Below are 25,059 nucleotides of genomic sequence, written 5' to 3' on the forward strand. Positions count from 1 at the left end.
TTGTGAAAAGGGGGCGGGTGAAGGGGGCTTTCAAAAAAGGAAACCGCTGGCAACCGCATGAAATGACTGGGGTTGGACAGCCTGTTTCAAACGCAGCCATACCATGGGCTCTCGAGCAGGGCTGTGATGGGGGCGGTCATGGGGTGAAGGTCAGCGACGTTGGTTTATATCAGGTCGGGAGCTGAATATGGGGCGCGGTTGTTCGCCTTATTTGGAATTTTGTGCTGATTAATGTTGCGTTTTTGATGCAAAATGTTTTTTTGCAATTTGGAGGGAAATGGCCACCCAAATGGCGGCCCAGCGCGCGCGGCACAGACAAAAAAGCCTCCCAAACGGGAGGCTCTTATCGGCGAAACGAGCTTAGCGTGCCAGGTTTTCCGGCAGGTGTTCACGGATCTTGGCCAGCATCTGCTTCACGACGCGCGGGTTACCGACCACCAGGTTGCCGGACTGCTCGTAGTTATGGCCGCCCACGAAGTCGGTCACGATGGCGCCGGCCTCTTTGGCCAGCAGCTCACCGGCTGCGGTATCCCAGGGCTTGAGGCCCATCTCCCAGAAGCCATCGATACGGCCGGCGGCTACATAGGCGAGATCCAGAGCGGCAGAGCCGGCGCGGCGAATGTCGGCACACTCGACAAACAGGGCCTGGAACATCTTCAGATAGGGTTCGATCTGGTGCTTTTGCTTGAACGGAAAACCGGTGGCCAGGATGGTGCCCGCCAGATCTTTTGCCTTACCGGTACGGATACGGTAGCCGTTGAGCTGGGCGCCGGAGCCACGGGTCGCGGTGAACAGTTCATCACGAATGGGATCGTAGACGACGGCCTGCTCGGTGCGGCCCTTCACGCGCAGGGCGATGGAGATGGCGTAGTGGGGGATGCCTTTGACGAAGTTAGTCGTGCCATCCAGTGGGTCGATGATCCATTGATAGTCCGGGTTGGTACCGGCGATTTCACCACTCTCCTCGGCCACGATGCTGTGCTCGGGGTAGGATTTTTTGATGGTGTGAATGATGGCTGCCTCGGCCTCGCGATCAACGTTGGTCACGAAATCGTTGCTCCCCTTTTGGATGGCCTCGATGTTATCGGGCTGGGAGAGCGATTTGACAATAACTTGACCTGCGTTGCGCGCAGCGCGCACAGCGATATTCAGCATCGGATGCATATGGATTCACCACTGGATGTTAAAGAACGGGGATTTTGCGGACGCAGAATAATAGCCGAAGGCGGTGGTGATCTCAAAGAGAAATTCGTGGCGTGCTCAATTATTGTCGGTGTGATCGTGCGTGCCGGCATGATGGGGACTTGTCATCGGCGAGAGGCTGAGTAAAGGTGAAGGCTTGGCCCTACTTCGCTGGCCCACCCTTTTGGGGGGCGGGCTCTGCGGGCGGCGGCTTTATCATCAGCCTCTGCCGGAAGGGCCTGGCGCCATGCTCCGCTTCCGGCAGCCGGACCGACACGACCGAACCCTTTAGCAAGGAGTCTTCATGATTGACCTCTATACTGCTGCGACCCCGAATGGCTTCAAAGTGAGCATCGCTCTTGAGGAGCTGGGGCTGCCCTATAACGTCATCCCGCTCGATCTCTCGGCGCTTGAGCAAAAAAAGCCCGAGTTTCTGGCCATCAACCCCAATGGCCGCATTCCTGCCATCGTCGACAGGGACAACGATGACTTCGCTGTGTTCGAATCCGGCGCCATCCTCATCTATCTGGCCGAGAAGAGCGGCAAACTGCTGCCACAGGATCCCAAGCGCCGCTCCCAGGCGTTGCAGTGGCTGATGTTTCAGATGGGGGGCGTGGGCCCCATGATGGGTCAGGCCAACGTCTTCTATCGCTACTTTCCCGAGAAGATCCCGGCCGCCATCGAGCGTTACCAAAAGGAGGGGCGGCGCCTGTTCGAGGTGCTTGACGGCCATCTGGCCCATCACGAGTACTTGGCCGATGAGTTCAGCATCGCCGACATCGCCACCTGGCCCTGGGTGCGGATCCATGACTGGAGTGGCATCAGCATTGAGGGGTTGGTGCATCTGCAAGCCTGGATGGCGCGCATGGCTGCGCGTCCGGCCTGTCAGCGCGGCATTACGATTCCGCCCAAGAAGGAGGATGCCGCGAGTCTGGTGAGTGCGGCGCAGAAGATGGTCACCCGCTAGCGCGGCCGATATCGCTGTAACGCCGTGACCCGCTGTTTTTGCTGATATTTCATCCATTCATTAGTAAAACTAGGGAATGGTGATGATAAAGATTCGTTCGTTATCTGTGACCTGAATCACTAACATAGCCAGTGCCATCCGGGCGCTTCCGGATGGCAAGTTCCTTGCGGCCCCGCCCGCATCGCTCCTTCTTATCGTGGATCTGCTCCCCGCTCACTACCGTCGGGGTGGCTGGCTTTTGTCTGTCAGGTCGAATATGCAACGCAACGGTTTTTATGCTCTCTACCTCATCACCATTCTGATGGTGGCGGTGGGTCAGATGACCCAGACCCTCTATGTGCCCTCCATCGGACACATGGCACAGGAATTTCTGGTTCAACCGGGCACATTACAGGCTGTCATGGCCTGCTATCTGATCCCCTATGGCCTCTCCCAGTTCATTTATGGGCCGCTCTCCGATCGCATCGGTCGCCGCCCGGTACTCATCATCGGCATGCTGGTGTTTCTGGCCGGTACCCTGACGATCCAGCTGGTGCCGACGCTGCTGGCCCTGCTGGTAGGCAGCGCCATCCAGGGGGCGGGCACCGGAGCCAGTGGTGCCATGAGCCGCACCGTGATGCGCGATCGCTACAGCGGCGCCGAGCTCAACCGGGCCAACAGCCTGGTGAGCATGGGGGTGATCTTCTCACCGCTGTTGGCGCCGGTGGTCGGTGGCTGGCTGACCGAGCTAGTTAACTGGCGCGCCGGCTACTGGTTTTTGTTTGTCTTCGGCGCCCTGACCACGGCTGCCATCATGCTCTGGTTTGCGGAAACCCTGCCCCCCGAGCGGCGTCAGCCCCAGCGAGTGAGCACGGCCTATCGCCATGTGCTTGGCAATGCCCGGTTCCAAGGCAATCTGGTGTGCCTCATCGCCACCTTCGCTGGACTGGCGGCGTTCGAGGCCGCAGCCGGGGTCATCATGGGCAAGGATCTGCACCTCGATGCGCATACCATTAGCGTGCTGTTTGTCTTGCCGCTGCCCGGCTATCTGTTCGGGGCCTGGCTCTCGGCCCGCCTCAGCTTCCGGCTGAGCGCAGGATCACTGATGCGCCTCGGGATTGCCTTCCTGGCGCTGGGAAGCGGCACCATCCTGGTGCCCGGTCTGCTCGGCCATGTCAGTGCCGCCGCCTTGATTGCGGGGGCAACACTCTATTTCATCGGCAGTGGCATCCTCTATCCGACCGCGACCAGCTGCGCGATTGAGCCCTTTCCGGGGCAGGCCGGTACAGCTGGCGCGATTCTCGGGGGGATGCAAAACCTGGGGGCGGGCCTGGTGACCCTGCTGGCGGCCGCTCTTCCCATGCACGGCCAGCTGACGCTCGGCGTCATCATGAGTCTGATGGTGCTGCTGGTGATGGCCAGCTTCGTCTGGCTGCGGCGAGGGCACGCTCCCCATCAGCAGATGGCCTGAGGCCGGATGAGGTAAAAAAAGACCCGCACTGTGCGGGTCTTTTTGTCCGTGGGGGGCGTTTGTGCAGACCCAAAAAGAAGAAGGCCTGTCATCAAGACAGGCCTTCTGTAGAGTACCCCGGAGGTGCCGTTGCCGGTTTGGGCCCTTGAACCGTAGGTCCAAGGCGGAATCCTGGCCTGGCCGCAGGCTTCTCGGTCGGGCCGAGCTTGCACAAATAACCAGATTGCAGGATTCCTGTAGGTGTTAATATCGGCTCGGGGACATCAACCGACTGACAAACACCCCAGGGATTTAAACGTTGGACGACTCGCTCTCTTCGCCACTGTCGCCGTAGCGACCATGTTCAACCAAGGCTGCCTCTATGGTCTGTTGCAGCATCTTGATCCGCTTGTCCATGGTCTCAGAGTATTGATGGTTCTTCTCTTTTTCAAGACAAAGCTCATGGCAGAAGTTGAGAGCCGCCATGATGGCCAGCTGTTCGTTGCTGGAAACCCGCGAGCGTTGGCGCAGATCGGACAACTTTTCGGTGAGCTGGACGGCGGCCGCTTGTAAGGCATCCTGTTGTCCGGCGGGGCAGGAAACCTTGTAGGGGCGCCCCAGAATCACGATTTCAACGGCCTCAATACTCATGCCTTCCTCGACTGCGCAGGTACCGTACAGGCACCCCGGTCCGCTTGGATAACTGGGCGGGACTATATAGCGCAGAGTGTGAAGTTTCAAGGCCTTGCTGGCTCTGACCCCGGTCGGGTGATAGGATCTTCGGCACAAATGCTGCAACTTTGAGCGATACGAGATGAAAGAGGCAAATGGCGTAAGTTATGAGGCGCTGGTGGCGCTTTTCGAGCAACACGATCTGATGGCCAGCGCGGTCGAGGCCCACGCTGTGGTCTGCGGCCTGGTGTGCGGTGGCTGCTCGCTCGACGGCAAGACCTGGGTGCCCCATCTCAACGATCTCATCAACGACGGGTTTGGCCTGCCGGCACCGGTGCGCCAGATGATGACCGCACTCTATGAAGAGGTGGTGGCTCGTCTGATGGCTTCCAAGGGCGTTGAGCTGCTGCTGCCCTCCGACGAGGCGCCCCTCGATGAGCGCATCGATGCCCTGGTGGAGTGGTCCCAAGCTTTCCTGGCCGGTTTTGGCGTGGTCCAGCAGGAGCTGGGCAAGGCGTCCGAAGAGTTGCAGGAGATGATCCGCGATATCGCCAACATTACCCAGGTCTCCGGTGAGCTGGATCAGGAAGATGAAGAGAACGAAGCTGCCTTCCTGGTGCTCTATGAACACGTCAAGCTCGGCGTCATGATGGCGTTCGAGGAGTGCGGCAAGCGCCCCGCAACCCCGAGTCAGGCGCCGACGCTGCACTGATCCGAGCGCATTTTTTGCCACCCGGCTCTCGGCCGGGAGGAGAGGGGGCGTGCTAGCATGCCCCTCATTGTTTCCAACAGCAGCCAGCGTGGTACTTTGCATGTCTGCCCATCACTACGACATCGCCATCGTCGGCGGCGGCATGAGTGGCGCCTGTCTCGCCCTCGCCCTGTCGCGCCTCTCGCTTACGGTGGCCCTGATTGAGGCGACACCGCCCGATTCATCCCGTCATCCCGCCTTCGATGCCCGCGCCATTGCCTTGTCGGCCGGCTCGGTACAGGCGCTGGAGCGCCACGGGATCTGGCCCTCCCTGGCCCCCTTGTGCGAGCCCATCACCCACATCCATGTCTCGGACGCGGGACACCTCGGCCAGGCACATCTGAGTGCCGCCGAATATCACCTGCCGGCACTGGGCCAGGTGATCGAGCTCTCCGGCGCCGGCCTGGCGTTGCAGGCGCGGCTCGCCAGCGCCCCCGGCATCACCCTCTATTGCCCGATGAGCCTGAAGGCGGTGCAGCCGGAAGAGACCCGCGTCAACCTAACGCTGAGCGATGGGCGTTCACTGACGGCGGGGTTGCTGGTGGCAGCCGACGGCGGTCACTCCTTCGTGCGCGAGGCGCTGAAGATCCCCGCCGAGCGCCACGACTTTGGCGAGAGCGCGGTGATTGCCACGGTCAAGACGGCAGAGGCGCCCGGCGGCAGGGCTTTCGAGCGCTTCACCGCCGGCGGCCCGCTGGCCCTGCTGCCGATGCAGGAGGGGCTCTCCTCCCTGGTGTGGAGCGTGCCACGGGCACAGGCCGACGCCTTGGCCGCCCTGCCGGATGGCGCGTTTCTGGCCGCCTTGCAGCGCGCCTTTGGGTGGCGCCTCGGGCGCATCGAGCAGACCGGCGTGCGTCATGTCTACCCGCTCATCATGACCCAGGTCTCCTGGCCGGTGGCGCAGCGTACCGTCTTACTGGGGAATGCCGCTCACCTGCTGCACCCCATAGCAGGGCAGGGCTTTAACCTCGGTATGCGTGACATCGATGTGCTGGTGCGCACCGTGGCAGAGGCGTTGGCGGCAGGGGACGATCCCGGCAGCCATGCGGTACTGCGCCGTTACTGGCAGCAGCGTAGGGACGATCAGGCGCGCACCGTCTGGCTCACCAGTTCGCTGGCCCAGCTCTTTTCCAATGACGATCTCCCCCTGGTGGCCGGGCGCAACTTGATCTTGACCCTGATGGGGCGCTGCCAGGCCCTCAAGGCGCCGCTGGCACGGCAAACCCTCGGGTTTGGCTCCCTCTGACTTACGACTTCCGAGACAAGGAATCCCCATGCAGACATTCGATCTCATCATCAACGGCGGCGGCATGGTCGGCCTGGCACTGGCGGGCGCCCTCAAGGAGAGCGGGCTGCGTATCGCCATCATAGAGGGGCAGCTCCCCTCGGCCGAGTTTGGCCCGCTGGCCGATAACCGGGTCAGTGCCTTAAGTCTGGCCAGCCAGCGGTTGCTGGAGCGGCTGCACGCCTGGCAGGGGATCGCTGCGCGTCGCCTGCAAGCCTATCGCCAGATGGAGGTGTGGGAGAAAGACAGCTTCGGGCGCATCAATTTTGATGCCGCCGAGCTGCGTCGCCCGGATCTCGGCCATATCGTCGAGAACCGGGTGATCCAGTTGGCCCTGCTCGAGGCGCTGGAGGGGGCGGACAACATCACCCTGATCACCCCGGCACGGGCCAGCTCGCTACAGGTGGGGGCATCTGGCGCCGTACTGCTGCTCGACGATGGTCGGGTTCTGTGTGGCAAGCTGGTGGTGGCGGCCGATGGCGCCCACTCCTGGCTGCGCCGGCAGGCCGATATTCCCCTGACCAGCTGGGACTACGGCCATCACGCCCTGGTGGCGACGGTGCGTTGCCAGGAGCCTCACGGGGCTGTAGCGCGTCAGATCTTCACCCCCGAAGGGCCGCTCGCCTTCCTGCCCTTGTGGGATGAGCACACCTGCTCCATCGTCTGGTCACTGCCGCCGGCCCGTGCCGAACGGTTGATGGCGTGTGATGCGGCGCAATTCAACCGTGCCCTGACGGCGGCGTTCGACGGTCGGCTGGGGTTGTGCGAGGTGCAGGGCGAGCGTAGCGCCATTGCACTGACTGCCCGTTTCGCCCGCGATTTTGCCCGTGAGCGGGTGGCGCTGATAGGGGATGCGGCCCACACCATCCACCCGTTGGCAGGGCAGGGGGTCAACCTCGGGCTGCTCGATGCCGCCGCGTTGGCCGAGCAGATCCTGGCCGTGCTGGCGCGAGGGGGGGATATCGGCCGGCTCGAGAACCTGCGCCCTTACGAGCGCTGGCGCAAGACCGAGGCCGCCCGCATGCTGGCGGCGATGGAGGGGCTCAAGCGTCTGTTTGCCGGTCAGCATCCGCTCAAGAAGCTGATCCGCGGTGTGGGGCTGCTGGCCACCGACTGGGCGACTCCGCTCAAGGCGCACTTCATCCTGGCGGCGATGGGGCTGGAGGGGGAGTTACCCGCCTTGGTCAGGGATGAAAAAATCTAATAAAACAGGCATGAAGGCCAAAAAAAACTAATGTGGAGAGGCTGTCAGGCTCATCGAGTCGGCAGCCTTTTGTTTTACAAGTAACGCAAACGTTTTTAAATAAAATGTGACGAAGCAGTGAAATCTGGTTTTTCATGTTGCAAAGGGTCGGTGCAATCTGGTTTTCTCACTACCGATAGCGTCACGCGACAGGGTGATGCGGGGGCCATGGATTAGTTTTTTTTGAGAATGGCTCGGTTCTACCGGATCCTGCCTTGGCCTATAATCCGCCCCATTCAAGGATCCGGCCCCTCCGGCATGCCGCCTCAGGGGAGTGGCCCATCCCGCCCGCAGGGCGGAGCGCAAGGAAAAGTGAGATGACCCAGAAAACCGTTCTGCATCCCAAGCATTTGGAAGCCGGGGCCAAGATGGTCGACTTTCACGGTTGGGAGATGCCCATCAACTACGGCTCCCAGATTGAGGAGCACCATGCGGTGCGCCAACATGCCGGCATGTTCGATGTCTCCCACATGACCATCGTCGATCTGCACGGCGAACGGGTCAAAGCCTTCCTGCAATACCTGCTGGCTAACGATGTGGCCAAGCTGACCGACGCCGGCAAGGCCCTCTACAGCGGCATGCTCACCCCGGAGGGGGGGGTCATCGATGACCTCATCGTCTATTACCTGACCGACACCTTCTATCGCCTGGTGGTCAACTCGGCCACCCGCGACAAGGATCTCGCCTGGATTAACCGCCACGCGGCCGACTTCGCCGTGACCGTCACCGAGCGCCCGGAGCTGGCGATGATCGCGGTGCAGGGGCCTGAGGCCAAGCTCAAGGTGGCGACCCTATTAAGCCCGATGCAGCGTGCCACCATCGTCGGTATGAAGCCCTTCTATGGCGTGCAGGCGGGCGATCTCTTCATCGCCACCACAGGGTATACCGGCGAAGAGGGCTATGAGATCGTGCTGCCCGAGGCCAAGGCGGGCGAGCTGTGGCAGGCTCTGCTGGATGCGGGGGTCGCCCCGTGCGGTCTGGGGGCGCGCGACACCCTGCGCCTCGAGGCGGGGATGAACCTCTACGGTCAGGACATGGACGAGTTGGTCTCGCCGCTTGCCGCCAACATGGCCTGGACCATCGCCTGGGAGCCGCAGGATCGCGATTTCATCGGCCGCGCCGCGCTCGAGGCCCAGCAGGCCGCCGCCGATCAGCCCAAGCTGGTGGGGCTGGTGATGGAAGAGAAGGGGGTGCTGCGCGCCGGCATGCCGGTGACCTTCACCGGTGCCAACGGCGAGCCGCGCGAGGGGGTGATCACCTCCGGCACCTTCTCGCCGACCCTGGGACTCTCCATCGCCCTGGCCCGCGTTCCGCGCGATATCGGGAAAAGCGCCCAGGTTGAAGTTCGCAAGAAATGGGTGACCGTTGCCGTCACCAAACCGGCCTTTGTGCGCAACGGCCAGAAAATCATCTGATTCAAGAGAATGAAGGAAGCAGCAAAATGAGCCATATCCCGAGCGAATTGAAGTATGCCACCTCCCACGAGTGGATCCGCGTCGAGGCCAACGGTGAGGCCGTGGTCGGCATTACCGAACACGCCCAGGAGCTGTTGGGTGACATGGTCTTCGTCGATCTGCCCGAGCTGGGCAAGCAGGTGAGCGCCGGTGACGACTGCGCCGTGGCCGAATCGGTCAAGGCCGCCTCCGACATCTACTCCCCGGTGAGCGGCGAGATCGTCGCCATCAACGAGGAGCTGGAGGGCAGCCCCGAGCTGGTCAATTCCGACCCTTACGGCGCCGGCTGGTTGTTCCGCATCAAGCTCGACGACGCCGGCGAGCTGGCCAACCTGCTCGATGCCGACGGCTACCAGAACGTGGTGGATGAAGAGTGATGACCCTTGAGGCCCTGCCAGTGCGGGGCCTTTTTGTATCTCTCGGTGCTGCCCATCCAGCACCCGGCTTGCCACACAAAACACGAACATGAGTGACACCGCACTACCTGTGGCAGTGCGGTGGCAATAACAAGGAAGAGAAGGCAAATGACCCAATCGCTGTTTGAACTCGAGCAAAAGAGTGACTTTATCCGTCGCCACATTGGCCCGGGCGAGGAGGAGCTGCGCGCCCTGCTGGCCGAGGTGGGGGCCGAGAGCCTGGATGATCTCATCGCCCAGACCGTGCCGGCGGCCATCCGCCGCCCGGCCCCATTGGGTATCGGCGCCCCCATGACCGAGGTCGAGGCCCTGGCCAAGCTCAGAGGCTATGCCGCCCAGAACCGCATTGCCAAGAGCTACATCGGCATGGGTTACCACGACACCCACGTGCCCCACGTGATCCTGCGCAACGTGCTGGAGAACCCCGGCTGGTACACCGCCTACACCCCCTATCAGCCGGAGCTGGCCCAGGGGCGGCTCGAGGCGCTGCTCAACTTCCAGCAGATGACTCTGGACCTGACCGGCATGGATCTGGCGAGCGCCTCCCTGCTCGATGAGGCCACCGCCGCCGCCGAGGCGATGGCGCTGGCCAAACGCACCGCCAAGTCCAAGTCCACCCTCTTTTTTGTGGCTGACGACGTGCACCCGCAGGTGATCGACGTGGTGCGCGAGCGCGCCAGCCACTTTGGTTTCGAGGTGGTGGTCGGCCCGGCCGAGCAGGCCTGCGCCGAAGCGGTGTTCGGTGCCCTGTTCCAGTACCCCGGTACCACGGGTCAGGTGCGTGATCTGCGAGATCTCATCGCCGCCGTCCAGGCCCAGAGCGGGCTGGCCTGCGTCAGTGCCGACATCCTGTCGCTGTTGCTGCTCAAATCCCCCGGCGAGCTGGGGGCCGACGTGGTGCTGGGCTCGGCCCAGCGCTTCGGCGTGCCGATGGGCTACGGTGGCCCGCACGCGGCCTTCTTTGCCACCCGCGATGCCTATAAGCGCTCGATGCCGGGCCGCATCATCGGGGTTTCCAAGGATGCCAGGGGCAAGGTGGCCCTGCGCATGGCGATGCAGACCCGCGAGCAGCACATCCGCCGCGAGAAGGCCAACTCCAACATCTGCACCACCCAGGTGCTGCTGGCCAACATGGCGAGCTTCTACGCCGTCTATCACGGCCCGGCCGGGCTCAAGACCATCGCCGAGCGGGTGCACCGCCTGACCACCATCCTGGCGCTTGGCCTGCAAAGCAAGGGGATCAGCCTGGCGCACGACAGCTGGTTCGATACCCTGACCATCCGCACCACCGACAAGGCGGCCCTGCTGGTGCGCGCCGAGGCGCTTGGCATCAACCTGCGCCGCGATCTCGACGGGGCGGTCGGGGTCTCCCTGTCGGAAACCACGACCCGTGCTGACGTGGCCGAGCTGTTTGAGCTGTTCCTGGGGGCCGGCCATGGTCTGGAGGTGGCGGCGCTCGATCAGGCGGCCCAGGGGCATCACGCCATCGCGCAGGAGTTGCGGCGCAGCGATAGCGTGCTGACCCACGAGGTGTTCAACCGCTATCACTCGGAAACCGAGATGCTGCGCTACATCCACCGCCTTGAGGCCAAGGATCTGGCGCTCAACTACGCCATGATCTCCTTGGGCTCTTGCACCATGAAGCTCAACGCCACCGCCGAGATGATCCCGGTGACCTGGCCCGAGTTTGGCAAGCTGCACCCGTTTGCACCGCTCGAGCAGGCCAAGGGTTATCAGCTGCTGCTGGCCGATCTGGAGAGCTGGCTGGTGAAGGTCACCGGGTATGACGCGGTCTGCATGCAGCCCAACTCGGGCGCTCAGGGGGAATACGCGGGTCTTTTGGCCATCAAGAAGTACCACGAGTCGAGAGGCGAGGGGCACCGCGATATCTGCCTCATCCCGGCTTCGGCCCACGGCACCAACCCGGCCTCGGCCCAGATGGCCGGCCTCAAGGTGATCGTCACCGCCTGCGACAAGGCGGGTAACGTGGATCTCGACGATCTGCGAGCCAAGGCGGCCGAGGCAGGGGAGCGGCTCTCCTGCCTGATGGTGACCTACCCCTCCACCCACGGTGTGTATGAGGAGACCATCAAGGAGGTGTGCGATATCGTGCATCAGCACGGTGGCCAGGTGTATCTGGACGGGGCCAACATGAATGCCCAGGTGGGGATCACCGCGCCCGGTTTCATCGGGGCTGATGTGTCGCACCTCAACTTGCACAAGACCTTTGCCATTCCCCATGGCGGTGGCGGCCCGGGCATGGGGCCGATCGGCGTCAAGCAGCACCTGGCGCCGTTTGTGGCTGGCCACAGCGTGATCAAGACCGACAAGTCCAGTCGCGACAACGGCGCCGTCTCGGCCGCCCCGTTTGGCTCGGCCAGCATCCTGCCCATTAGCTGGATGTATATCGCCATGCTGGGGGACGAGGGGCTCAAGAAAGCGACCCAGGTGGCTATCCTCAACGCCAATTACCTGGCCAAGAAGCTTGGCGACGCCTTCCCCGTGCTCTACAGCGGGCGCAACGGCCGGGTGGCCCACGAGTGCATCCTGGATATCCGCCCGCTCAAGGAAGCCTCCGGCATCAGCGAGATGGACGTGGCCAAGCGGCTGATGGACTACGGCTTCCACGCGCCGACCATGAGCTTCCCGGTGGCGGGCACCCTGATGGTCGAGCCGACCGAGTCGGAGTCCAAGCGCGAACTGGATCGCTTCATCGAGGCGATGACGGCCATCCGCGCCGAGATAGCCAAGGTGGAGGAGGGGCGCTGGTCATTGCAAGACAATCCGCTGGTGCATGCCCCGCACACCCAGGATGACGTGATGGACGAGGAGTGGCGCCGCGCCTATACCCGGGCCGAGGCGGTATTCCCGACGCCGGCGGTGCGTAGCGCCAAACTCTGGCCGACCGTGAATCGCATCGACGATGTTTATGGCGATCGCAATCTTTTCTGCAGTTGTGTGCCACTTGACGACTATCGATGAGGCCTCAATGGCCAATAGCAGAGGGCGCCCCGAGGGGTGCTCTCTTTTTGAGTCCGACGTTATTTACAGGCCGTCAAAAATTCAGGTGTGGCTCACAGAAAAAAGGCGGTAAAAGACGCCCCAAATCTGTACGGAAACTACGCAATTGAATCCTTACCACCATGATAGGATTAGTCTTACCTTCACAAGCAGTATAAAATCTGTCGTCCCAAGGAAGACGGGGGGCGTGGGTCATTTGACGCATGTCAAATCGCTGTTTACAGCACGGGGAACAATGAACTGGTTTCATCAGGAGCTTCTATGAAGCAAAGCCAGTCGGACAATCGGGTTAGCGTCAGCATGTTGGAAGCTGTAATCCAAGGGCGGTAGCCTTGTCTTTACGTTCTTTTTTGTTGTTTATTTGTTCAATTGGTCTGTGTCTGCATGAAGATTCTTGTTACTGGTGGTGCTGGCTTCATCGGCTCTGCCGTCATTCGGCATATTATCCGTACGACGGATGACACTGTAGTGAATGTGGATAAGTTAACCTATGCCGCAAATCTTGCTGCGTTGGAAGAGGCGGCTAGCGACCCTCGTTATGCCTTCGAGCAGGTGGATATTTGTGATCATGCTGAGATGAGTCGCGTGTTGCGCCAGCATCAGCCGGATGCTGTGATGCACTTGGCGGCGGAAAGCCACGTCGATCGCTCTATCTCTGGGCCTGCCAGTTTCATTCAGACCAACATTGTTGGAACTTATACCTTGCTCGAAGCTGTACGTACTTACTGGGCAAGTCTTGATGAAACGAAACAGAGTGCTTTTCGTTTTCTGCACGTGTCGACCGATGAAGTCTATGGAGATTTACCGCATCCTGATGATGCTCCTGCTGGAACTGAACTGCCCAAGTTTACCGAAGAGAGCAACTACAACCCCAGTAGCCCCTATTCAGCATCTAAAGCGGCCAGCGATCATCTGGTTAAAGCATGGCACCGGACTTATGGGATACCGGTATTGATCTCTCATTGCTCGAACAATTACGGGCCATATCAACATCCGGAAAAGCTGATTCCGATGGTGATCAAGAATGCACTGGAAGGAAAACCGATCCCTGTTTATGGCAAGGGAAACCAGATTCGGGACTGGCTTTATGTTGAAGACCATGCCACCGCGCTTTACCGGCTCGTGGAGAAAGGAACGGTCGGCGAAACCTACAATATTGGTGGTCGTAATGAGGTGAAGAATCTCGAGCTGGTTAATATAATTTGTAATCAACTTGATCAACTTGTTCCGAAAAAAACATCCTATAAAAATCAAATAGTCCATGTAACAGATCGCCCTGGTCATGATCTCCGTTACTCGATCAACACAGAAAAAATCGTGTCGGAATTAAAATGGTTACCGCGACAAGATTTTGTCTCTCTGGTATATAAGACAACGGCTGAATGTGTGGGTGACATTACAGATAGTAATTGACGACCTGATAAAATCACATATTGGTATATAAGATGAAAAACAACATATTATCTCTTATCGGAAGAAACAAAGACCTGTTTGTTGATGATATAAGCAGGAATGAGAAAGAGTTATCTGATATTGTCAGCCAGTCACGTTTTCTTGTATTGGGTGGGGCTGGTTCCATTGGACAGGCGGTAACCAAGGAAATTTTTAAAAGAAAACCTCTCAAGTTACATGTAGTTGATATCAGCGAAAACAATATGGTTGAGCTGGTGCGCGATATTCGCAGCTCATTTGGCTATATTGATGGTGATTTTCAAACTTTCGCATTGGACATCGGTTCTGTTGAGTATGACGCCTTCATCAAGGCTGACGGGGCCTACGATTATGTGCTGAACCTATCGGCGCTAAAGCATGTCCGCAGCGAGAAAGATCCCTTCACACTGATGCGGATGATTGATGTCAACGTATTTAATACAGACAAGACGATTGCCCAGTCAATCGGCGCCGGGGTCAAGAAGTATTTCTGTGTTTCGACCGACAAGGCAGCTAACCCGGTGAATATGATGGGGGCTTCCAAGCGCATCATGGAGATGTTCCTGATGCGCCGTAGTGAACAGATTACTATTTCTACCGCTCGTTTTGCCAACGTCGCATTCTCTGACGGCTCATTGCTGCATGGTTTTAATCAGCGTTTACAAAAACGCCAGCCTATTGTTGCACCAAACGACATCAAGCGTTACTTCGTGACGCCTCAGGAATCGGGTGAACTATGCCTGATGTCGTGCATTTTTGGTGAAAATCGAGATATTTTCTTCCCGAAATTGAGTGAAGCACTCCACCTCATTACATTTGCCGAGATTGCGGTGAAATATCTTGAGCAGCAGGGCTATAAGCCTTACCTGTGCCAGGATGAAGATGAAGCAAGGGCCATGATGGCTACTTTACCTGAGAAGGGCATGTGGCCGTGCCTCTTCACTGAAAGCGACACAACTGGGGAGAAGGACTTTGAAGAGTTCTTCACCGAGAATGAAGTCTTGGATATGGCACGTTTTGAAAATTTGGGGGTTATAAAAAATGAACCTACCTATCAAAATGATCTGCTTGAGCACTTTGAACAGACCATTAAGTTGATGAAAGATACCCGCCAATGGGAAAAGAAAGAGATTGTCGAGCTGTTCTTCACTATGATCCCTGACTTTGGCCATAAAGAAACTGGCAAATACCTAGATAGCAAGATGTAAGGAGTCGGTGTGCATACTCAATTAATTCGCTTCATCCGCGATACCTATAAAACCGATGATTTCATTCCATTGCATGCTCCTACCTTTGCCGGCAATGAACGCAAGTATGTTCTTGATACTTTGGACAGTACGTTTGTATCCAGTGTCGGCGCTTATGTAGAGCGGTTTGAGCAACAGATTGCCGATTTCACCGGAGCTGGACGCGCCGTAGCAACCATGAATGGAACGGCAGCTCTGCATATTGCGCTCTATATGGCAGGCGTTAAAGCGGGTGATCTGGTGATCACTCAACCGTTGACCTTTGTTGCGACCTGCAACGCCTTGCATCATATGGGGGCTGAGCCCGTCTTTGTCGATGTTTCCCGGCAGAGCCTGGGGCTGTGTCCTGTCGCGCTGGCTGATTGGCTGGCTGCCAATGCCCAACGTACCGAAAGCGGTTGTGTGCACAAGGCTAGTGGCCGTCCTCTGCGCGCCGCTGTACCGATGCACACCTTCGGGCACCCGGTAGAGCTGGATGAGCTGCAGGCCGTCTGCCGGGAGTGGAACATCGCCCTGGTGGAGGATGCGGCCGAGAGTCTCGGCTCTTTCTACAAGGGCAAACACACCGGTACCATCAGTGATTTTGCGGCCCTGAGCTTCAATGGCAACAAGATCATCACGACCGGAGGTGGTGGCATGGTGCTGTGTCGCGATGCTCAGCAAGGGGCTCGTGCCAAGCACATCACCACCACGGCCAAGGTGCCCCATCCGTTTGAATTCTATCACGACGAACCTGGCTTCAACTATCGTATGCCCAACCTAAATGCAGCGCTGGGTTGTGGGCAGATGGAAACATTGCCCCGTTTTCTCGAGCAAAAGCGGGCGCTGGCCATGCACTATGCCGAGTTCTTCAAAGATCAGCCGTGCCAATTTGTCACCGAGCCTTCCTATGGACGTTCCAATTACTGGCTCAATGCGATTGTCTGTGAAGATCAAACCCAGCGGGATACGCTGTTGACCGAGCTAAACAAGGCAGGGGTCATGACACGTCCGGTCTGGAAACTGATGCACCGGCTGCCCATGTTCGCTCATGCCTTACGTGGAGAGCTGGGTAATGCCGAATGGCTCGAGGCCCATCTTATTAATCTGCCCAGTTCGCCAGCCGAGGTTTGAGCATGGCTAAAACCATCGCGGTTTTTACCGGTACCCGGGCGGAATACGGGCTGCTCTATTGGTTGATGAAAGACATAGAGGCTGATCCTGATCTGACGCTCAAGCTGATTGTATCTGGCACTCACCTCTCGCCCGAATTTGGCTTGACCTACCAGCAGATTGAGCAAGATGGCTTCAAGATTGATGAGCGTGTCGAGATGTTGCTCTCGTCCGATTCATCGGTCGGGGTGGTCAAGAGTATGGGGGTGGCTCTGCTGGGGTTGGCCGACGCACTGAGCCGGCTGCAACCCGATGTGCTGGTTATTCTGGGTGATCGCTTCGAAGCTCTGGCTGCCGCCCAAGCCGCAATGCTGCTGCGTGTTCCGGTTGCACATCTGCATGGCGGTGAGATTACCGAAGGGGCCTATGACGATGCCATTCGGCACGCCATCACCAAGCTGAGTTATCTGCATTTCACCGCAGCGGAACCTTATCGGCAGCGGGTCATCCAGTTGGGAGAAGCACCGGAGCGGGTATTCAATGTGGGGGCTGTTGGCCTGGATCATATCGTCAAAACCCCTCTCTACTCGATGAGTGAACTGCAAGCATCGCTGGGGTTTGAACTCTCCTCGCCGTTTTTTGTGGTGACCTATCATCCGGTCACCCTCGCCGATGAGCCGGCCGAAGAGAGTTTTATGGCCTTACTGGCTGCACTCGATCGCTTTCCCGAGCATCAAGTGATACTAACTTACCCCAATGCTGACGACGGTGGCAGGGCAATTATCCCGCTGCTGGAGCAATATGCGGCAGCGTATCCAAAGCGGGTGTTAGCCATTCCCTCGCTGGGGTACAAACGCTATCTGAGTGCGGTTAAGCACAGTGCTGCCGTGATCGGCAACTCCTCGAGTGGCATTATTGAAGTGCCTTCGCTGGGGGTTCCTACGATCAACATCGGGCAACGACAGCAGGGGCGGCTGGCCGCGCAGAGCGTATTTCACTGTGATGCAAAGAGTGAGGCTATAACCCAAGCCGCCAATTGCGCATTGTGCCCGATGGACAAACAGGCCTTTATCAATCCGTATGGTGCCGGAGATGCCAGCAGCCAGATCGTGGCTCAACTAAAGGCGCTCACCCATCAAGCTATTAAACACTTCTACGATCTCGACAGGAGCCCGTCGCCATGATCCGTATCATCGCCGAAGCTGGCGTTAACCATAATGGTGATGAAACACTCGCCTTTGCACTGATCGATGCTGCCCATCGTGCGGGCGCTGATGTGGTCAAGTTTCAGACTTTTAAGGCAGCCAATTTGGTCACCCGGCAAGCCAAGCAAGCGGCTTATCAGGCTGCCAATACAGGTAAGGAAGAGAGCCAGCTTGCCATGCTCTCCCGCCTCGAGCTCTCGTTCGATGCTCATCTTCGCCTGATCGCCCATTGCAAGTCCCTCGGCATCGAGTTTCTGTCCACGGCATTTGATACCGAGAGTCTGGACTTCCTGGTGAACCGGTTGAAGTTGCAAACACTGAAGATCCCATCCGGAGAACTGACCAATGCTCCCTTCGTACTGGCCCATGCCCGCACTGGCTGCGAGTTGATCGTCTCGACCGGCATGGCCACATTGGCAGAAGTGGAAGCGGCTCTGGGGGTCATCGCCTTCGGTTTGACGGCACCGCTTGATGCTCAACCGGGGGAGGCTGCCTTCATGGCTGCCTATGCCAGCGAGGCTGGCCAGGCTGCCCTTGCCAGCAAGGTGACCCTGCTGCATTGCACGACCGAATATCCGGCGCCCATGGCCGATATCAACCTCAAAGCCATGGATACTCTGGCTCATGCCTTCCGGTTACCGGTTGGTTATTCGGATCACAGCCAGGGTATCACCATCCCTGTCGCTGCGGTGGCCCGTGGCGCCTGCCTTATCGAGAAGCACTTCACTCTGGATCGCACCATGGAGGGGCCTGATCACAAGGCTTCTCTTGAGCCTGGTGAGCTGGCTGCCATGGTTCGTGGGGTGCGCGATGTTGAATTGGCATTGGGTGATGGTATCAAGGGTCCGCGTCCTAGCGAGATCAAAAACAAGGAAATTGCTCGCAAGAGCTTGGTTGCGGCCTGCGATATTGAGCCAGGTACTCCGCTCAGTGCAGAGAACCTAGCGATTAAACGCCCCGGAGATGGCATGAGCCCCTATGCCTACTGGCAGCTTCTGGGACAACCTGCGAAGCGTGCCTATCAGGCAGGTGAACCTATCCGTGAATAAACCGGTTATCGTCCTGGGGGCGGGCGGGCATGCCTCTGTGCTGGTCGATATTCTGCGTAGTCAGGGGCGCTCCCCCATCGCCTTGGTTGCACCAGCTTCGGGTGTCGTGCGGGCTGCACTGGCAGATATTCCCCTCTGGCACGATGAAGAGAGCATCTTGACATATAGCCCGGATGAGGTGGTGCTGGTCAATGGTATTGGATCCCTGCCGGGCAACCTGCTGCGTGCCGAGCTGTTTGCCCGTTATCAAGCTCTGGGCTATCGGTTTGCCCGTGTTATCTCACCATGTGCCATGGTGTCGGATTACGCCGAGCTAGCCGAGGGGGTTCAGGTGATGGCGGGCGCCATTATTCAGGCGGGAACCCGGATAGGTCTGAACACTATCGTCAATACCGGTGCCATCGTGGATCACGACTGCCAGATCGGGGTAGATAACCATATTGCCCCGGGTTCTGTGTTATCCGGTGGAGTGCTTACTGGAGCCCGAGTGCATGTGGGAACGGGTGCCGCGATCATCCAGGGGATCGAGATTGGTGATGATGCTGTCGTCGGGGCGGGCGCCACAGTGACTCGTGCTCTGGAAGCGGCACAGATTGCATACGTTGCCAGGGGCTGCGTGCTGCCTATCAAGCAGTAGAGGATGGATTGAATGAGTAAGAATTGGGAAAAAGTAGTGTTGTCCACCGAGCATACGGTGCGTGACGCGCTGGCGGTGATTAATGCAGCTGCGCTGAGGATCTGTCTCGTGGTCGATGAAAAGCAGCATTTGCTCGGTGTCGTGACCGATGGTGATGTGCGTCGTGCCATATTGAACAATGTGGCGTTGACCCAGAGTGTGACGGCAGTGATGAACCGAACGCCTATTACGGTTTCTGCCAAGCTATCACGGGCACAGTTGCTAGAGACCATGCGCGAGCGCAGCATTCTTTCGCTGCCGGTGATCGATGACGCAGGCAAGCTGATCGGGCTGGAAACCTGGGAGCAGGCTGCGAAAGCACCAAATTATGAGAATCCCGTCTTCATTATGGCGGGTGGCTTCGGTACTAGACTACGCCCGCTCACCGACACCTGTCCAAAGCCCATGCTCAAGGTGGGGGACAAACCCATACTGGAGACCCTGCTCAGTCAGTTTCTCAAGGCAGGCTTCAAGAATATCTATATCTCCACCCACTATATGCCAGAGCAGATCACTGACTATTTTGGTGATGGTTCTGCCTGGGGCGCTAATATCAGCTACGTGCATGAAGAGACTCCCTTGGGAACAGGCGGTGCGTTGGGTCTGCTGCCTGCAGACATCCCGGCCTTGCCGCTTATCATGATCAATGGTGACGTGCTCACTACGGTTGATTTTAATCGCCTGCTCGATTTTCATGTTGAGAATGGTGCGGATGCCACAATGTGTGTGCGCGAGTATGATTATCAAATTCCTTACGGTGTGATAACTGGTGAAGGAAACAAGATCACCAGCATGATTGAAAAACCGGTGCATCGTTTCTTTGTCAATGCCGGTATCTATGTAGTAGCTCCTCATGTCGTGCAATCGGTAGCCAAGGGGGAACGTGTTGATATGCCGACGCTGCTTGAACAGCATATGCACAAGAATGAGCGGGTCTTGATGTTCCCGATCCATGAATACTGGTTGGATATCGGTCGAATGGAAGATTTCAATCGGGCCCAGTCAGATATCTCCTCACTGGGGCTTAACTCGTAATGGAACGCATTGCTGTAATCGGATTGGGAAATATATCGGTTCGCCACCGGAAAAATCTGAAACTGCTTTACCCATCGGCCACCATCTATGGTATGTCTGCCAGTGGCTGTTGTTCTAGGGGAACGGTAAGCGATTGTGACGTACTCGTTTCATCAATAGAGGAGTTGATCGAACACCACGTTGACTTTGTTATCATTGCATCTCCAGCTACATTCCATGCTCCATATGCTATTTCGCTTATCAAGGCTGGGATCCCTGTCTTGATTGAGAAACCGATAGCGGCTTCGATCGCTGATTGCGATGCAATTCGTATGGCCTGTAGAGAAAATAATACTCCAGTCTCGGTAGGATATTGTCTGCGCTACTTACCCTCAGCCATAGTCGTGAAAGATTTGCTAGACGAGCAGGGAATTGGTCGTATTTACAATGCCCAAATAGAGACTGGGCAATATTTACCCGATTGGCGACCAAGTAAAGATTTTCGCAGTAGTGTGTCTGCCCGGGAAGAACTGGGAGGTGGGGTTCTTCTGGAACTTAGCCACGAGTTTGATTATATCCAATGGCTGCTTGGACCATTACAGGTTGAACACGCGATCTTGCGTTCTTCTGAAGAACTAGGTCTATCGGTTGAAGACATGGCTGATGTTATGTTCAGCAGTGCCACTGGAGTCATCGCTAACATTCACTTGGATTTTTTACAACGAAAAGCACATCGTAAATGTCGACTGATTGGTAGCGAAGGCTCTCTGGAGTGGGATCTGATTCAGAATTCGGTTTCACTGAGCTCGTCGGAAGGTATTAAGGTGATTTACGATGATTCTGGTTGGGATAAAAATCAGATGTATCTCGGCATGATCATCGATTTTGTCAATCTCATCCAAGGAGCCAAGAATCAAAGTATCTCAATTGATGATGCCATACGAACAGTGGCACTAATTGAACAGATCAAAAAGTATTCTCATCATCAGTAACACGTAACCAGAGTTCGAATCAGATGAAAAATTTTGCGTTCATTTTCGCCCGGGGCGGCTCAAAAGGGTTGCCAGGAAAAAACATTCGTCCATTGGCGGGAAAACCTTTGTTGCAATATTCCATAGATACGGCACTGGCATCACCATCGATTAGCCAGGTGTTTGTTTCTACGGATGATGCTGCCATTGCTAGCGTTGCAATCTCATCCGGCGCGGTGGTTATCGATCGCCCATCCGAATTGGCGACAGACACCAGCCCGGAGTGGCTGTCTTGGCGACATGCCATTGAATGGGCGACCGCGCATTATGGGGCATTCGATGGTTTCATCAGCTTGCCGGCAACCAGCCCGCTGCGCAGTGTGAGTGATGTTGAAGCGGCCATTGCCAAACGTCGTGAGCAAAATGCCGATATCTGTATCTCCGTTACGCCAGCCAACCGCAGTCCCTATTTCAACATGGTAAAGGAAACGGTGGATGGCCGGGTCGAGTTGGTCAATAAACCGGCGGGAGATGTTGCTCGACGTCAGGATGCGCCCCCGGTTTTTGATATCACGACCGTGGTATATGCGACGACACCAGCCTTTGTGCTTGAACACTACGGGCTGTTCTCGGGGAAAGTCACCAGCATCGAAGTGCCGAAAGAGCGAGCTGTCGATATTGACGATATTTACGACTTCAAACTGGCAGAAGCTATCGTAGGAGAGCAGAAATAATGGAACAGCTGTTGAACGAAAAACGCATTCTGGTGGCCGGTGCCGGCGGCTTGCTGGGCTCTCGTCTGGTGCCTGCCATTCTTTCCCAGGGCGGCAAAGTTATCGCGGCAGATATCAATGTCGATGCCATGGCCCAGCGTCTTTCCACTCAGGGTGTGAATACGGCAGACGACAATCTGACGTTGATACAGTTGGATGTGACCAGTGAGGAAAGTCTCAAGGCATTTTTTGCGCAACAAGAACATATAGATGGGGCTGTCAACACGACCTATCCGAGAAACAAAACCTATGGCGCACATTTTTTTGATGTGTCCCTTGCCAGTTTCAATGAAAATATTTCACTCCATCTTGGCAGTGCTTTCCTGTTTACCCAGCAATGTGCTTCTTATTTCAAAGCACATGAAACAGCCTTTTCATTAGTCAATATTTCATCCATATATGGTGTTGTTGCACCTAAGTTTGATATTTACAACAATACCAAAATGACCATGCCGGTAGAGTATGCGGCGATCAAATCCGCGATACAGCATTTGAGCAAGTATGCGGTAGCATATGTCAATGACAGCCGTTTCAGGATAAACAATGTGAGCCCGGGTGGCATATTTGATCATCAGCCAGATGCGTTTTGTCAGGCATACAAGAGCCACACCCATGGTGCCGGTATGCTGGATGTATCGGAGATCATTGGTTGCATCATGTTTTTGTTGTCTGAACAAGCAAAATATATAACAGGGCAGAATGTGATTGTTGATGATGGTTTTAGTTTATGACGATGGCTAAAAAATACTTTATATGTGCTATTTTTTTATTGTTAAATACGCCTGAAATACTATATCAAGTCAGTTTCAAACTAAATATAGATTCTGGTTTTGTTTATGTTTTGATGTATTCCGTACTAATGGTTTTGTTAATTATTAACATAAAACTAGTAACTAAAAAGCAGTTGTTTTTCTGTGTTGCATTAAGTTTATATGGTTTATTTCAAGTAGTTAATTCTGTAATAAATAATGTAGATATAAAAAATGCTATGGTTGTATTTATGTCTACGTTTATTCCAATTGCAATTTATATTTTTATGTATAGAAAAACATCCGATGATGTAGGTTTTTATATAGAAAAATCCATGGTTCTTGGTATGCTTTACTTTATTATAGTAGATGTGTTATCAATTATTATAATGCATAAAAGCCAACACGTTATATTGTCCAATGTTCTCCCAATATTTTTATTGGGAATGATGTCGTTGTCTATATATAGGAATAACATTAATCGGATATGGTTAATATTCACTATATATTGCGTTTGGATTTTTTTTAGTGTGTCTTTTTTTACTAGTGATATCAGATTCCAAATGAAAGCTATTATTATAACAATTACATTGTTTTTTTCGTATGTTTTATATGACAGATATATCTCTAAGTTCAGAGGTGTTAGTATCCCATCATACATTTATGTTGTGCTTTTCTTTATATATTTGATTGTATTATCTCTATGTTTAGAACACATTATGTCAAACTCATTTGATGGTCGAGAGGCATCTTTAGGGCTGAGAGTTTTAGTTGCTGAAAATCAGATTAATGACATTTTTTCTGGAGATATATTTAATTATGTCTTTGGTTATGGTTATGGAAGCTCGATGAAACAGTATGAGGTTTATTATGATGGCATTGCATATCTTCTAAGAAGTCACTCTGGAATTATTAGTCTTGTATATGAAAATGGATTTTTTATTGTTATTGTGCTATTGGTATATTTAATACGATTACTCAGATTGAAACCAATTAATAAAATTTGTCATGAGAGTATTAGTTGGGCTCATCGACGCTCTAAGTTCATATTATTTATTTTCATGTGCACATTAACACTAATGAACATCATTTATCTCATTTCTATCCCTGTTCCAAACTATGCTCATCAATCACAGATGGTACTTAGCACATTAATATTTATTTTCTTAAATAAGAATGTGAATAGGTGTTGATATGATTGTTAGATTCGCCAATTTAGCATTGCGAATGTGCTGTCTTTTTTCAAAATTATTTTTCGTTATCATTTTAGGGAAAAGCCTGAATGTCGATGAATTCGGATACTATGGGCTAATTTCTTCGTCATTAGTCTATTTATCTGGAGTTATAGGGCTAGAGTTTTATACATATAGTAATAAAGATTTGTTACGTGGAGAATGCTCAGTTGGAAAATCTTTGATCAATCAATTTGCTATTTTTTGTGTAACATTACCATTTATTTTATTTTTTATTCTTTCTTTTGGCTTCGGTGAGAGTGTTGCAGGGCGTTTTTTTATTTCGTTCATGCTTATACTCGTCTTTGAATATATCTCTCTTGAGCTTGGTCGATTACTGAATATACTGAATCTGCAAGTATTATCTAGTGTTATGTTGTTTATAAGAAGCGCGATGTGGATGTTGCCATTATCTACATATTTATATTTTGACACGGATGGGGTATACGGGGACCTCAATTTTGTTTTACATATATGGTTGTTAATGTCTGCTGTTAGTGTCATATGTAGTTATATTGCATTAAAAATTAAAAATGGTTTTATTTTATCTATTTCACTTTTAGATATTTCATGGATTGTAAAAGGGGTGAGAAATTCATTTCCATTGTTTGCCTCATCACAAGCCACCTTACTATTATTTTTTTTGGATAGATATTTTATAAAAATATTCTCTAGTATTGATATGGTCGGCGTTTATTCATTTTATATTGGTCTTATAAATGCGATGATATCTGTGCTTGAGTCTTCCTTGTTTGTATTTTTCATACCTAAAACAATTATGCTATACCAATCGGGTAAAATGGATGAACTTAATTATGAAATAAAAAGACTATTGATGATAAGCTTGGCTGTTATTTCCATTTTGATTCTTATATCTATATCCGTTCTCGATGTTATAGCTGGTTTTGTTGATAAGGAGATTTTTTATGAGTATAAAAGAGTATTCTTTTTTCTTCTAGTCTGCATGCTGTTTAGAGCATTGTCTCAAATATATCATTATGCAATATATGCAGCAAATAAAAATGAATACATTTTTATTTCGAGTATTTTATCTTTGATTGTGTTTTTTATATTTTTCTTCATTTCATTAATATATTTTGATGCTATATATGCCGTATCTCTTGCTATAATGTTTGTGGCTGTATTCCAGTTCGGTACAAAATATTATATATGGAAAAAATTATGTGGGTGTAATTGAAC

Annotated in this window: 22 protein-coding genes and 1 other RNA gene; 20 read left to right on the plus strand and 3 right to left on the minus strand. The window is 54.5% G+C overall.

The annotated features are described in order from the left end of the window. Positions 1 to 360: 360 nt before the first annotated feature. The gene (gene suhB, locus BN1134_RS01200; RefSeq protein WP_042044748.1) at positions 361 to 1,164 is read right to left on the minus strand and encodes an inositol-1-monophosphatase; all 804 of its coding nucleotides are present in this window, start codon (positions 1,162 to 1,164) and stop codon (positions 361 to 363) included. Between the two features lie 322 nt (positions 1,165 to 1,486). On the opposite strand from suhB, the gene BN1134_RS01205 reads away from it, so the two are divergent. Then, on the plus strand, positions 1,487 to 2,149 hold the full coding sequence (locus BN1134_RS01205) for a glutathione S-transferase family protein (protein WP_042044750.1): 663 nt from the start codon (positions 1,487 to 1,489) through the stop codon (positions 2,147 to 2,149). Between the two features lie 256 nt (positions 2,150 to 2,405). Beyond that, positions 2,406 to 3,599 carry a multidrug efflux MFS transporter EmrD gene (gene emrD, locus BN1134_RS01210; RefSeq protein WP_042044752.1) on the plus strand — a complete coding sequence of 398 codons (1,194 nt, stop codon included), beginning with the start codon at positions 2,406 to 2,408 and terminating at the stop codon, positions 3,597 to 3,599. A 110-nt stretch (positions 3,600 to 3,709) separates the two neighbouring features. Here emrD and ssrS read toward each other — a convergent pair. Together ssrS and zapA are read right to left on the minus strand one after the other, a co-directional pair. Then, positions 3,710 to 3,892: non-coding RNA, 6S RNA (ssrS, locus tag BN1134_RS19020), on the minus strand. Beyond that, the gene (gene zapA / locus BN1134_RS01215; RefSeq protein ID WP_042044754.1) at positions 3,891 to 4,229 is read right to left on the minus strand and encodes a cell division protein ZapA; all 339 of its coding nucleotides are present in this window, start codon (positions 4,227 to 4,229) and stop codon (positions 3,891 to 3,893) included. Before zapA ends, ssrS begins: the two co-directional genes overlap by 2 nt. A gap of 163 nt (positions 4,230 to 4,392) precedes the next feature. Here zapA and BN1134_RS01220 point away from each other — a divergent pair, with 163 nt between their 5' ends. The 18 genes from BN1134_RS01220 (at position 4,393) to BN1134_RS19530 (ending at position 25,057) form a co-directional block, all read left to right on the plus strand. Beyond that, the gene (locus tag BN1134_RS01220) at positions 4,393 to 4,962 is read left to right on the plus strand and encodes a UPF0149 family protein (protein ID WP_042044755.1); all 570 of its coding nucleotides are present in this window, start codon (positions 4,393 to 4,395) and stop codon (positions 4,960 to 4,962) included. Between the two features lie 100 nt (positions 4,963 to 5,062). Next, positions 5,063 to 6,247 carry a 2-octaprenyl-6-methoxyphenyl hydroxylase gene (gene ubiH / locus BN1134_RS01225; RefSeq protein ID WP_042044757.1) on the plus strand — a complete coding sequence of 395 codons (1,185 nt, stop codon included), beginning with the start codon at positions 5,063 to 5,065 and terminating at the stop codon, positions 6,245 to 6,247. 22 nt (positions 6,248 to 6,269) lie between these two features. Then, entirely contained in the window at positions 6,270 to 7,490 is a 1,221-nt protein-coding gene (locus BN1134_RS01230) for an FAD-dependent 2-octaprenylphenol hydroxylase (protein ID WP_042044861.1), read from the plus strand. Positions 7,491 to 7,846: 356 nt separating this feature from the next. Next, positions 7,847 to 8,944 carry a glycine cleavage system aminomethyltransferase GcvT gene (gcvT, locus tag BN1134_RS01235; RefSeq protein ID WP_042044758.1) on the plus strand — a complete coding sequence of 366 codons (1,098 nt, stop codon included), beginning with the start codon at positions 7,847 to 7,849 and terminating at the stop codon, positions 8,942 to 8,944. Positions 8,945 to 8,970: 26 nt separating this feature from the next. Continuing rightward, complete coding sequence (gcvH, locus tag BN1134_RS01240; protein ID WP_042044760.1) at positions 8,971 to 9,360, plus strand: glycine cleavage system protein GcvH; 390 nt, start codon at positions 8,971 to 8,973, stop codon at positions 9,358 to 9,360. 147 nt (positions 9,361 to 9,507) lie between these two features. Beyond that, positions 9,508 to 12,381, plus strand: coding sequence for an aminomethyl-transferring glycine dehydrogenase (gene gcvP / locus BN1134_RS01245; RefSeq protein ID WP_042044761.1), 2,874 nt, complete (start codon positions 9,508 to 9,510; stop codon positions 12,379 to 12,381). Positions 12,382 to 12,804: 423 nt separating this feature from the next. Beyond that, entirely contained in the window at positions 12,805 to 13,833 is a 1,029-nt protein-coding gene (rfbB, locus tag BN1134_RS19025) for a dTDP-glucose 4,6-dehydratase (protein ID WP_042044762.1), read from the plus strand. A gap of 32 nt (positions 13,834 to 13,865) precedes the next feature. Further along, a complete protein-coding gene (locus BN1134_RS01255; RefSeq protein WP_042044763.1) occupies positions 13,866 to 15,059 on the plus strand; it encodes a UDP-N-acetylglucosamine 4,6-dehydratase in 1,194 nt (397 codons plus the stop codon). 9 nt (positions 15,060 to 15,068) lie between these two features. Next, positions 15,069 to 16,211, plus strand: a complete 1,143-nt coding sequence (locus BN1134_RS01260) for a LegC family aminotransferase (protein ID WP_042044764.1) — start codon at positions 15,069 to 15,071, stop codon at positions 16,209 to 16,211. A 2-nt stretch (positions 16,212 to 16,213) separates the two neighbouring features. Then, entirely contained in the window at positions 16,214 to 17,374 is a 1,161-nt protein-coding gene (neuC, locus tag BN1134_RS01265) for a UDP-N-acetylglucosamine 2-epimerase (RefSeq protein ID WP_042044766.1), read from the plus strand. Further along, a complete protein-coding gene (gene neuB / locus BN1134_RS01270; RefSeq protein WP_042044768.1) occupies positions 17,371 to 18,444 on the plus strand; it encodes an N-acetylneuraminate synthase in 1,074 nt (357 codons plus the stop codon). The genes neuC and neuB overlap by 4 nt, the downstream gene beginning before the upstream one ends. Then, a complete protein-coding gene (locus BN1134_RS01275) occupies positions 18,437 to 19,081 on the plus strand; it encodes an acetyltransferase (RefSeq protein WP_042044769.1) in 645 nt (214 codons plus the stop codon). Before neuB ends, BN1134_RS01275 begins: the two co-directional genes overlap by 8 nt. A gap of 12 nt (positions 19,082 to 19,093) precedes the next feature. Further along, positions 19,094 to 20,155 carry a nucleotidyltransferase family protein gene (locus BN1134_RS01280; RefSeq protein ID WP_042044770.1) on the plus strand — a complete coding sequence of 354 codons (1,062 nt, stop codon included), beginning with the start codon at positions 19,094 to 19,096 and terminating at the stop codon, positions 20,153 to 20,155. Further along, positions 20,155 to 21,126, plus strand: coding sequence for a Gfo/Idh/MocA family protein (locus tag BN1134_RS01285; RefSeq protein WP_042044771.1), 972 nt, complete (start codon positions 20,155 to 20,157; stop codon positions 21,124 to 21,126). Before BN1134_RS01280 ends, BN1134_RS01285 begins: the two co-directional genes overlap by 1 nt. 23 nt (positions 21,127 to 21,149) lie before the next feature. Then, positions 21,150 to 21,839, plus strand: a complete 690-nt coding sequence (locus BN1134_RS01290) for an acylneuraminate cytidylyltransferase family protein (protein WP_042044773.1) — start codon at positions 21,150 to 21,152, stop codon at positions 21,837 to 21,839. Continuing rightward, positions 21,839 to 22,609 (plus strand): oxidoreductase, encoded by a 771-nt coding sequence (locus BN1134_RS01295; protein WP_042044776.1) that lies wholly within the window; start codon positions 21,839 to 21,841, stop codon positions 22,607 to 22,609. The genes BN1134_RS01290 and BN1134_RS01295 overlap by 1 nt, the downstream gene beginning before the upstream one ends. Next, positions 22,606 to 23,820, plus strand: coding sequence for a hypothetical protein (locus tag BN1134_RS19525; RefSeq protein WP_156991618.1), 1,215 nt, complete (start codon positions 22,606 to 22,608; stop codon positions 23,818 to 23,820). The genes BN1134_RS01295 and BN1134_RS19525 overlap by 4 nt, the downstream gene beginning before the upstream one ends. Position 23,821: 1 nt before the next feature. Continuing rightward, complete coding sequence (locus tag BN1134_RS19530) at positions 23,822 to 25,057, plus strand: lipopolysaccharide biosynthesis protein (RefSeq protein ID WP_156991619.1); 1,236 nt, start codon at positions 23,822 to 23,824, stop codon at positions 25,055 to 25,057. The last annotated feature ends 2 nt before the right edge of the window (positions 25,058 to 25,059 follow it).

Origin of the sequence: Aeromonas simiae (genome assembly GCF_000820125.1) — a bacterium.
GTDB classification, from domain to species: Bacteria; Pseudomonadota; Gammaproteobacteria; order Enterobacterales; family Aeromonadaceae; genus Aeromonas; species Aeromonas simiae.

What these genes read in the sequence shown, in the direction of transcription:
- suhB (WP_042044748.1), bottom strand. Translation starts at nt 1,164, where the DNA reads ATGCATCCGATGCTGAATATCGCTGTGCGCGCTGCGCGCAACGCAGGT.
- BN1134_RS01205 (WP_042044750.1), top strand. Translation starts at nt 1,487, where the DNA reads ATGATTGACCTCTATACTGCTGCGACCCCGAATGGCTTCAAAGTGAGC.
- emrD (WP_042044752.1), top strand. Translation starts at nt 2,406, where the DNA reads ATGCAACGCAACGGTTTTTATGCTCTCTACCTCATCACCATTCTGATG.
- zapA (WP_042044754.1), bottom strand. Translation starts at nt 4,229, where the DNA reads ATGAGTATTGAGGCCGTTGAAATCGTGATTCTGGGGCGCCCCTACAAG.
- BN1134_RS01220 (WP_042044755.1), top strand. Translation starts at nt 4,393, where the DNA reads ATGAAAGAGGCAAATGGCGTAAGTTATGAGGCGCTGGTGGCGCTTTTC.
- ubiH (WP_042044757.1), top strand. Translation starts at nt 5,063, where the DNA reads ATGTCTGCCCATCACTACGACATCGCCATCGTCGGCGGCGGCATGAGT.
- gcvT (WP_042044758.1), top strand. Translation starts at nt 7,847, where the DNA reads ATGACCCAGAAAACCGTTCTGCATCCCAAGCATTTGGAAGCCGGGGCC.
- gcvH (WP_042044760.1), top strand. Translation starts at nt 8,971, where the DNA reads ATGAGCCATATCCCGAGCGAATTGAAGTATGCCACCTCCCACGAGTGG.
- gcvP (WP_042044761.1), top strand. Translation starts at nt 9,508, where the DNA reads ATGACCCAATCGCTGTTTGAACTCGAGCAAAAGAGTGACTTTATCCGT.
- rfbB (WP_042044762.1), top strand. Translation starts at nt 12,805, where the DNA reads ATGAAGATTCTTGTTACTGGTGGTGCTGGCTTCATCGGCTCTGCCGTC.
- BN1134_RS01255 (WP_042044763.1), top strand. Translation starts at nt 13,866, where the DNA reads ATGAAAAACAACATATTATCTCTTATCGGAAGAAACAAAGACCTGTTT.
- neuC (WP_042044766.1), top strand. Translation starts at nt 16,214, where the DNA reads ATGGCTAAAACCATCGCGGTTTTTACCGGTACCCGGGCGGAATACGGG.
- neuB (WP_042044768.1), top strand. Translation starts at nt 17,371, where the DNA reads ATGATCCGTATCATCGCCGAAGCTGGCGTTAACCATAATGGTGATGAA.
- BN1134_RS01280 (WP_042044770.1), top strand. Translation starts at nt 19,094, where the DNA reads ATGAGTAAGAATTGGGAAAAAGTAGTGTTGTCCACCGAGCATACGGTG.
- BN1134_RS01285 (WP_042044771.1), top strand. Translation starts at nt 20,155, where the DNA reads ATGGAACGCATTGCTGTAATCGGATTGGGAAATATATCGGTTCGCCAC.
- BN1134_RS01290 (WP_042044773.1), top strand. Translation starts at nt 21,150, where the DNA reads ATGAAAAATTTTGCGTTCATTTTCGCCCGGGGCGGCTCAAAAGGGTTG.
- BN1134_RS01295 (WP_042044776.1), top strand. Translation starts at nt 21,839, where the DNA reads ATGGAACAGCTGTTGAACGAAAAACGCATTCTGGTGGCCGGTGCCGGC.
- BN1134_RS19525 (WP_156991618.1), top strand. Translation starts at nt 22,606, where the DNA reads ATGACGATGGCTAAAAAATACTTTATATGTGCTATTTTTTTATTGTTA.
- BN1134_RS19530 (WP_156991619.1), top strand. Translation starts at nt 23,822, where the DNA reads ATGATTGTTAGATTCGCCAATTTAGCATTGCGAATGTGCTGTCTTTTT.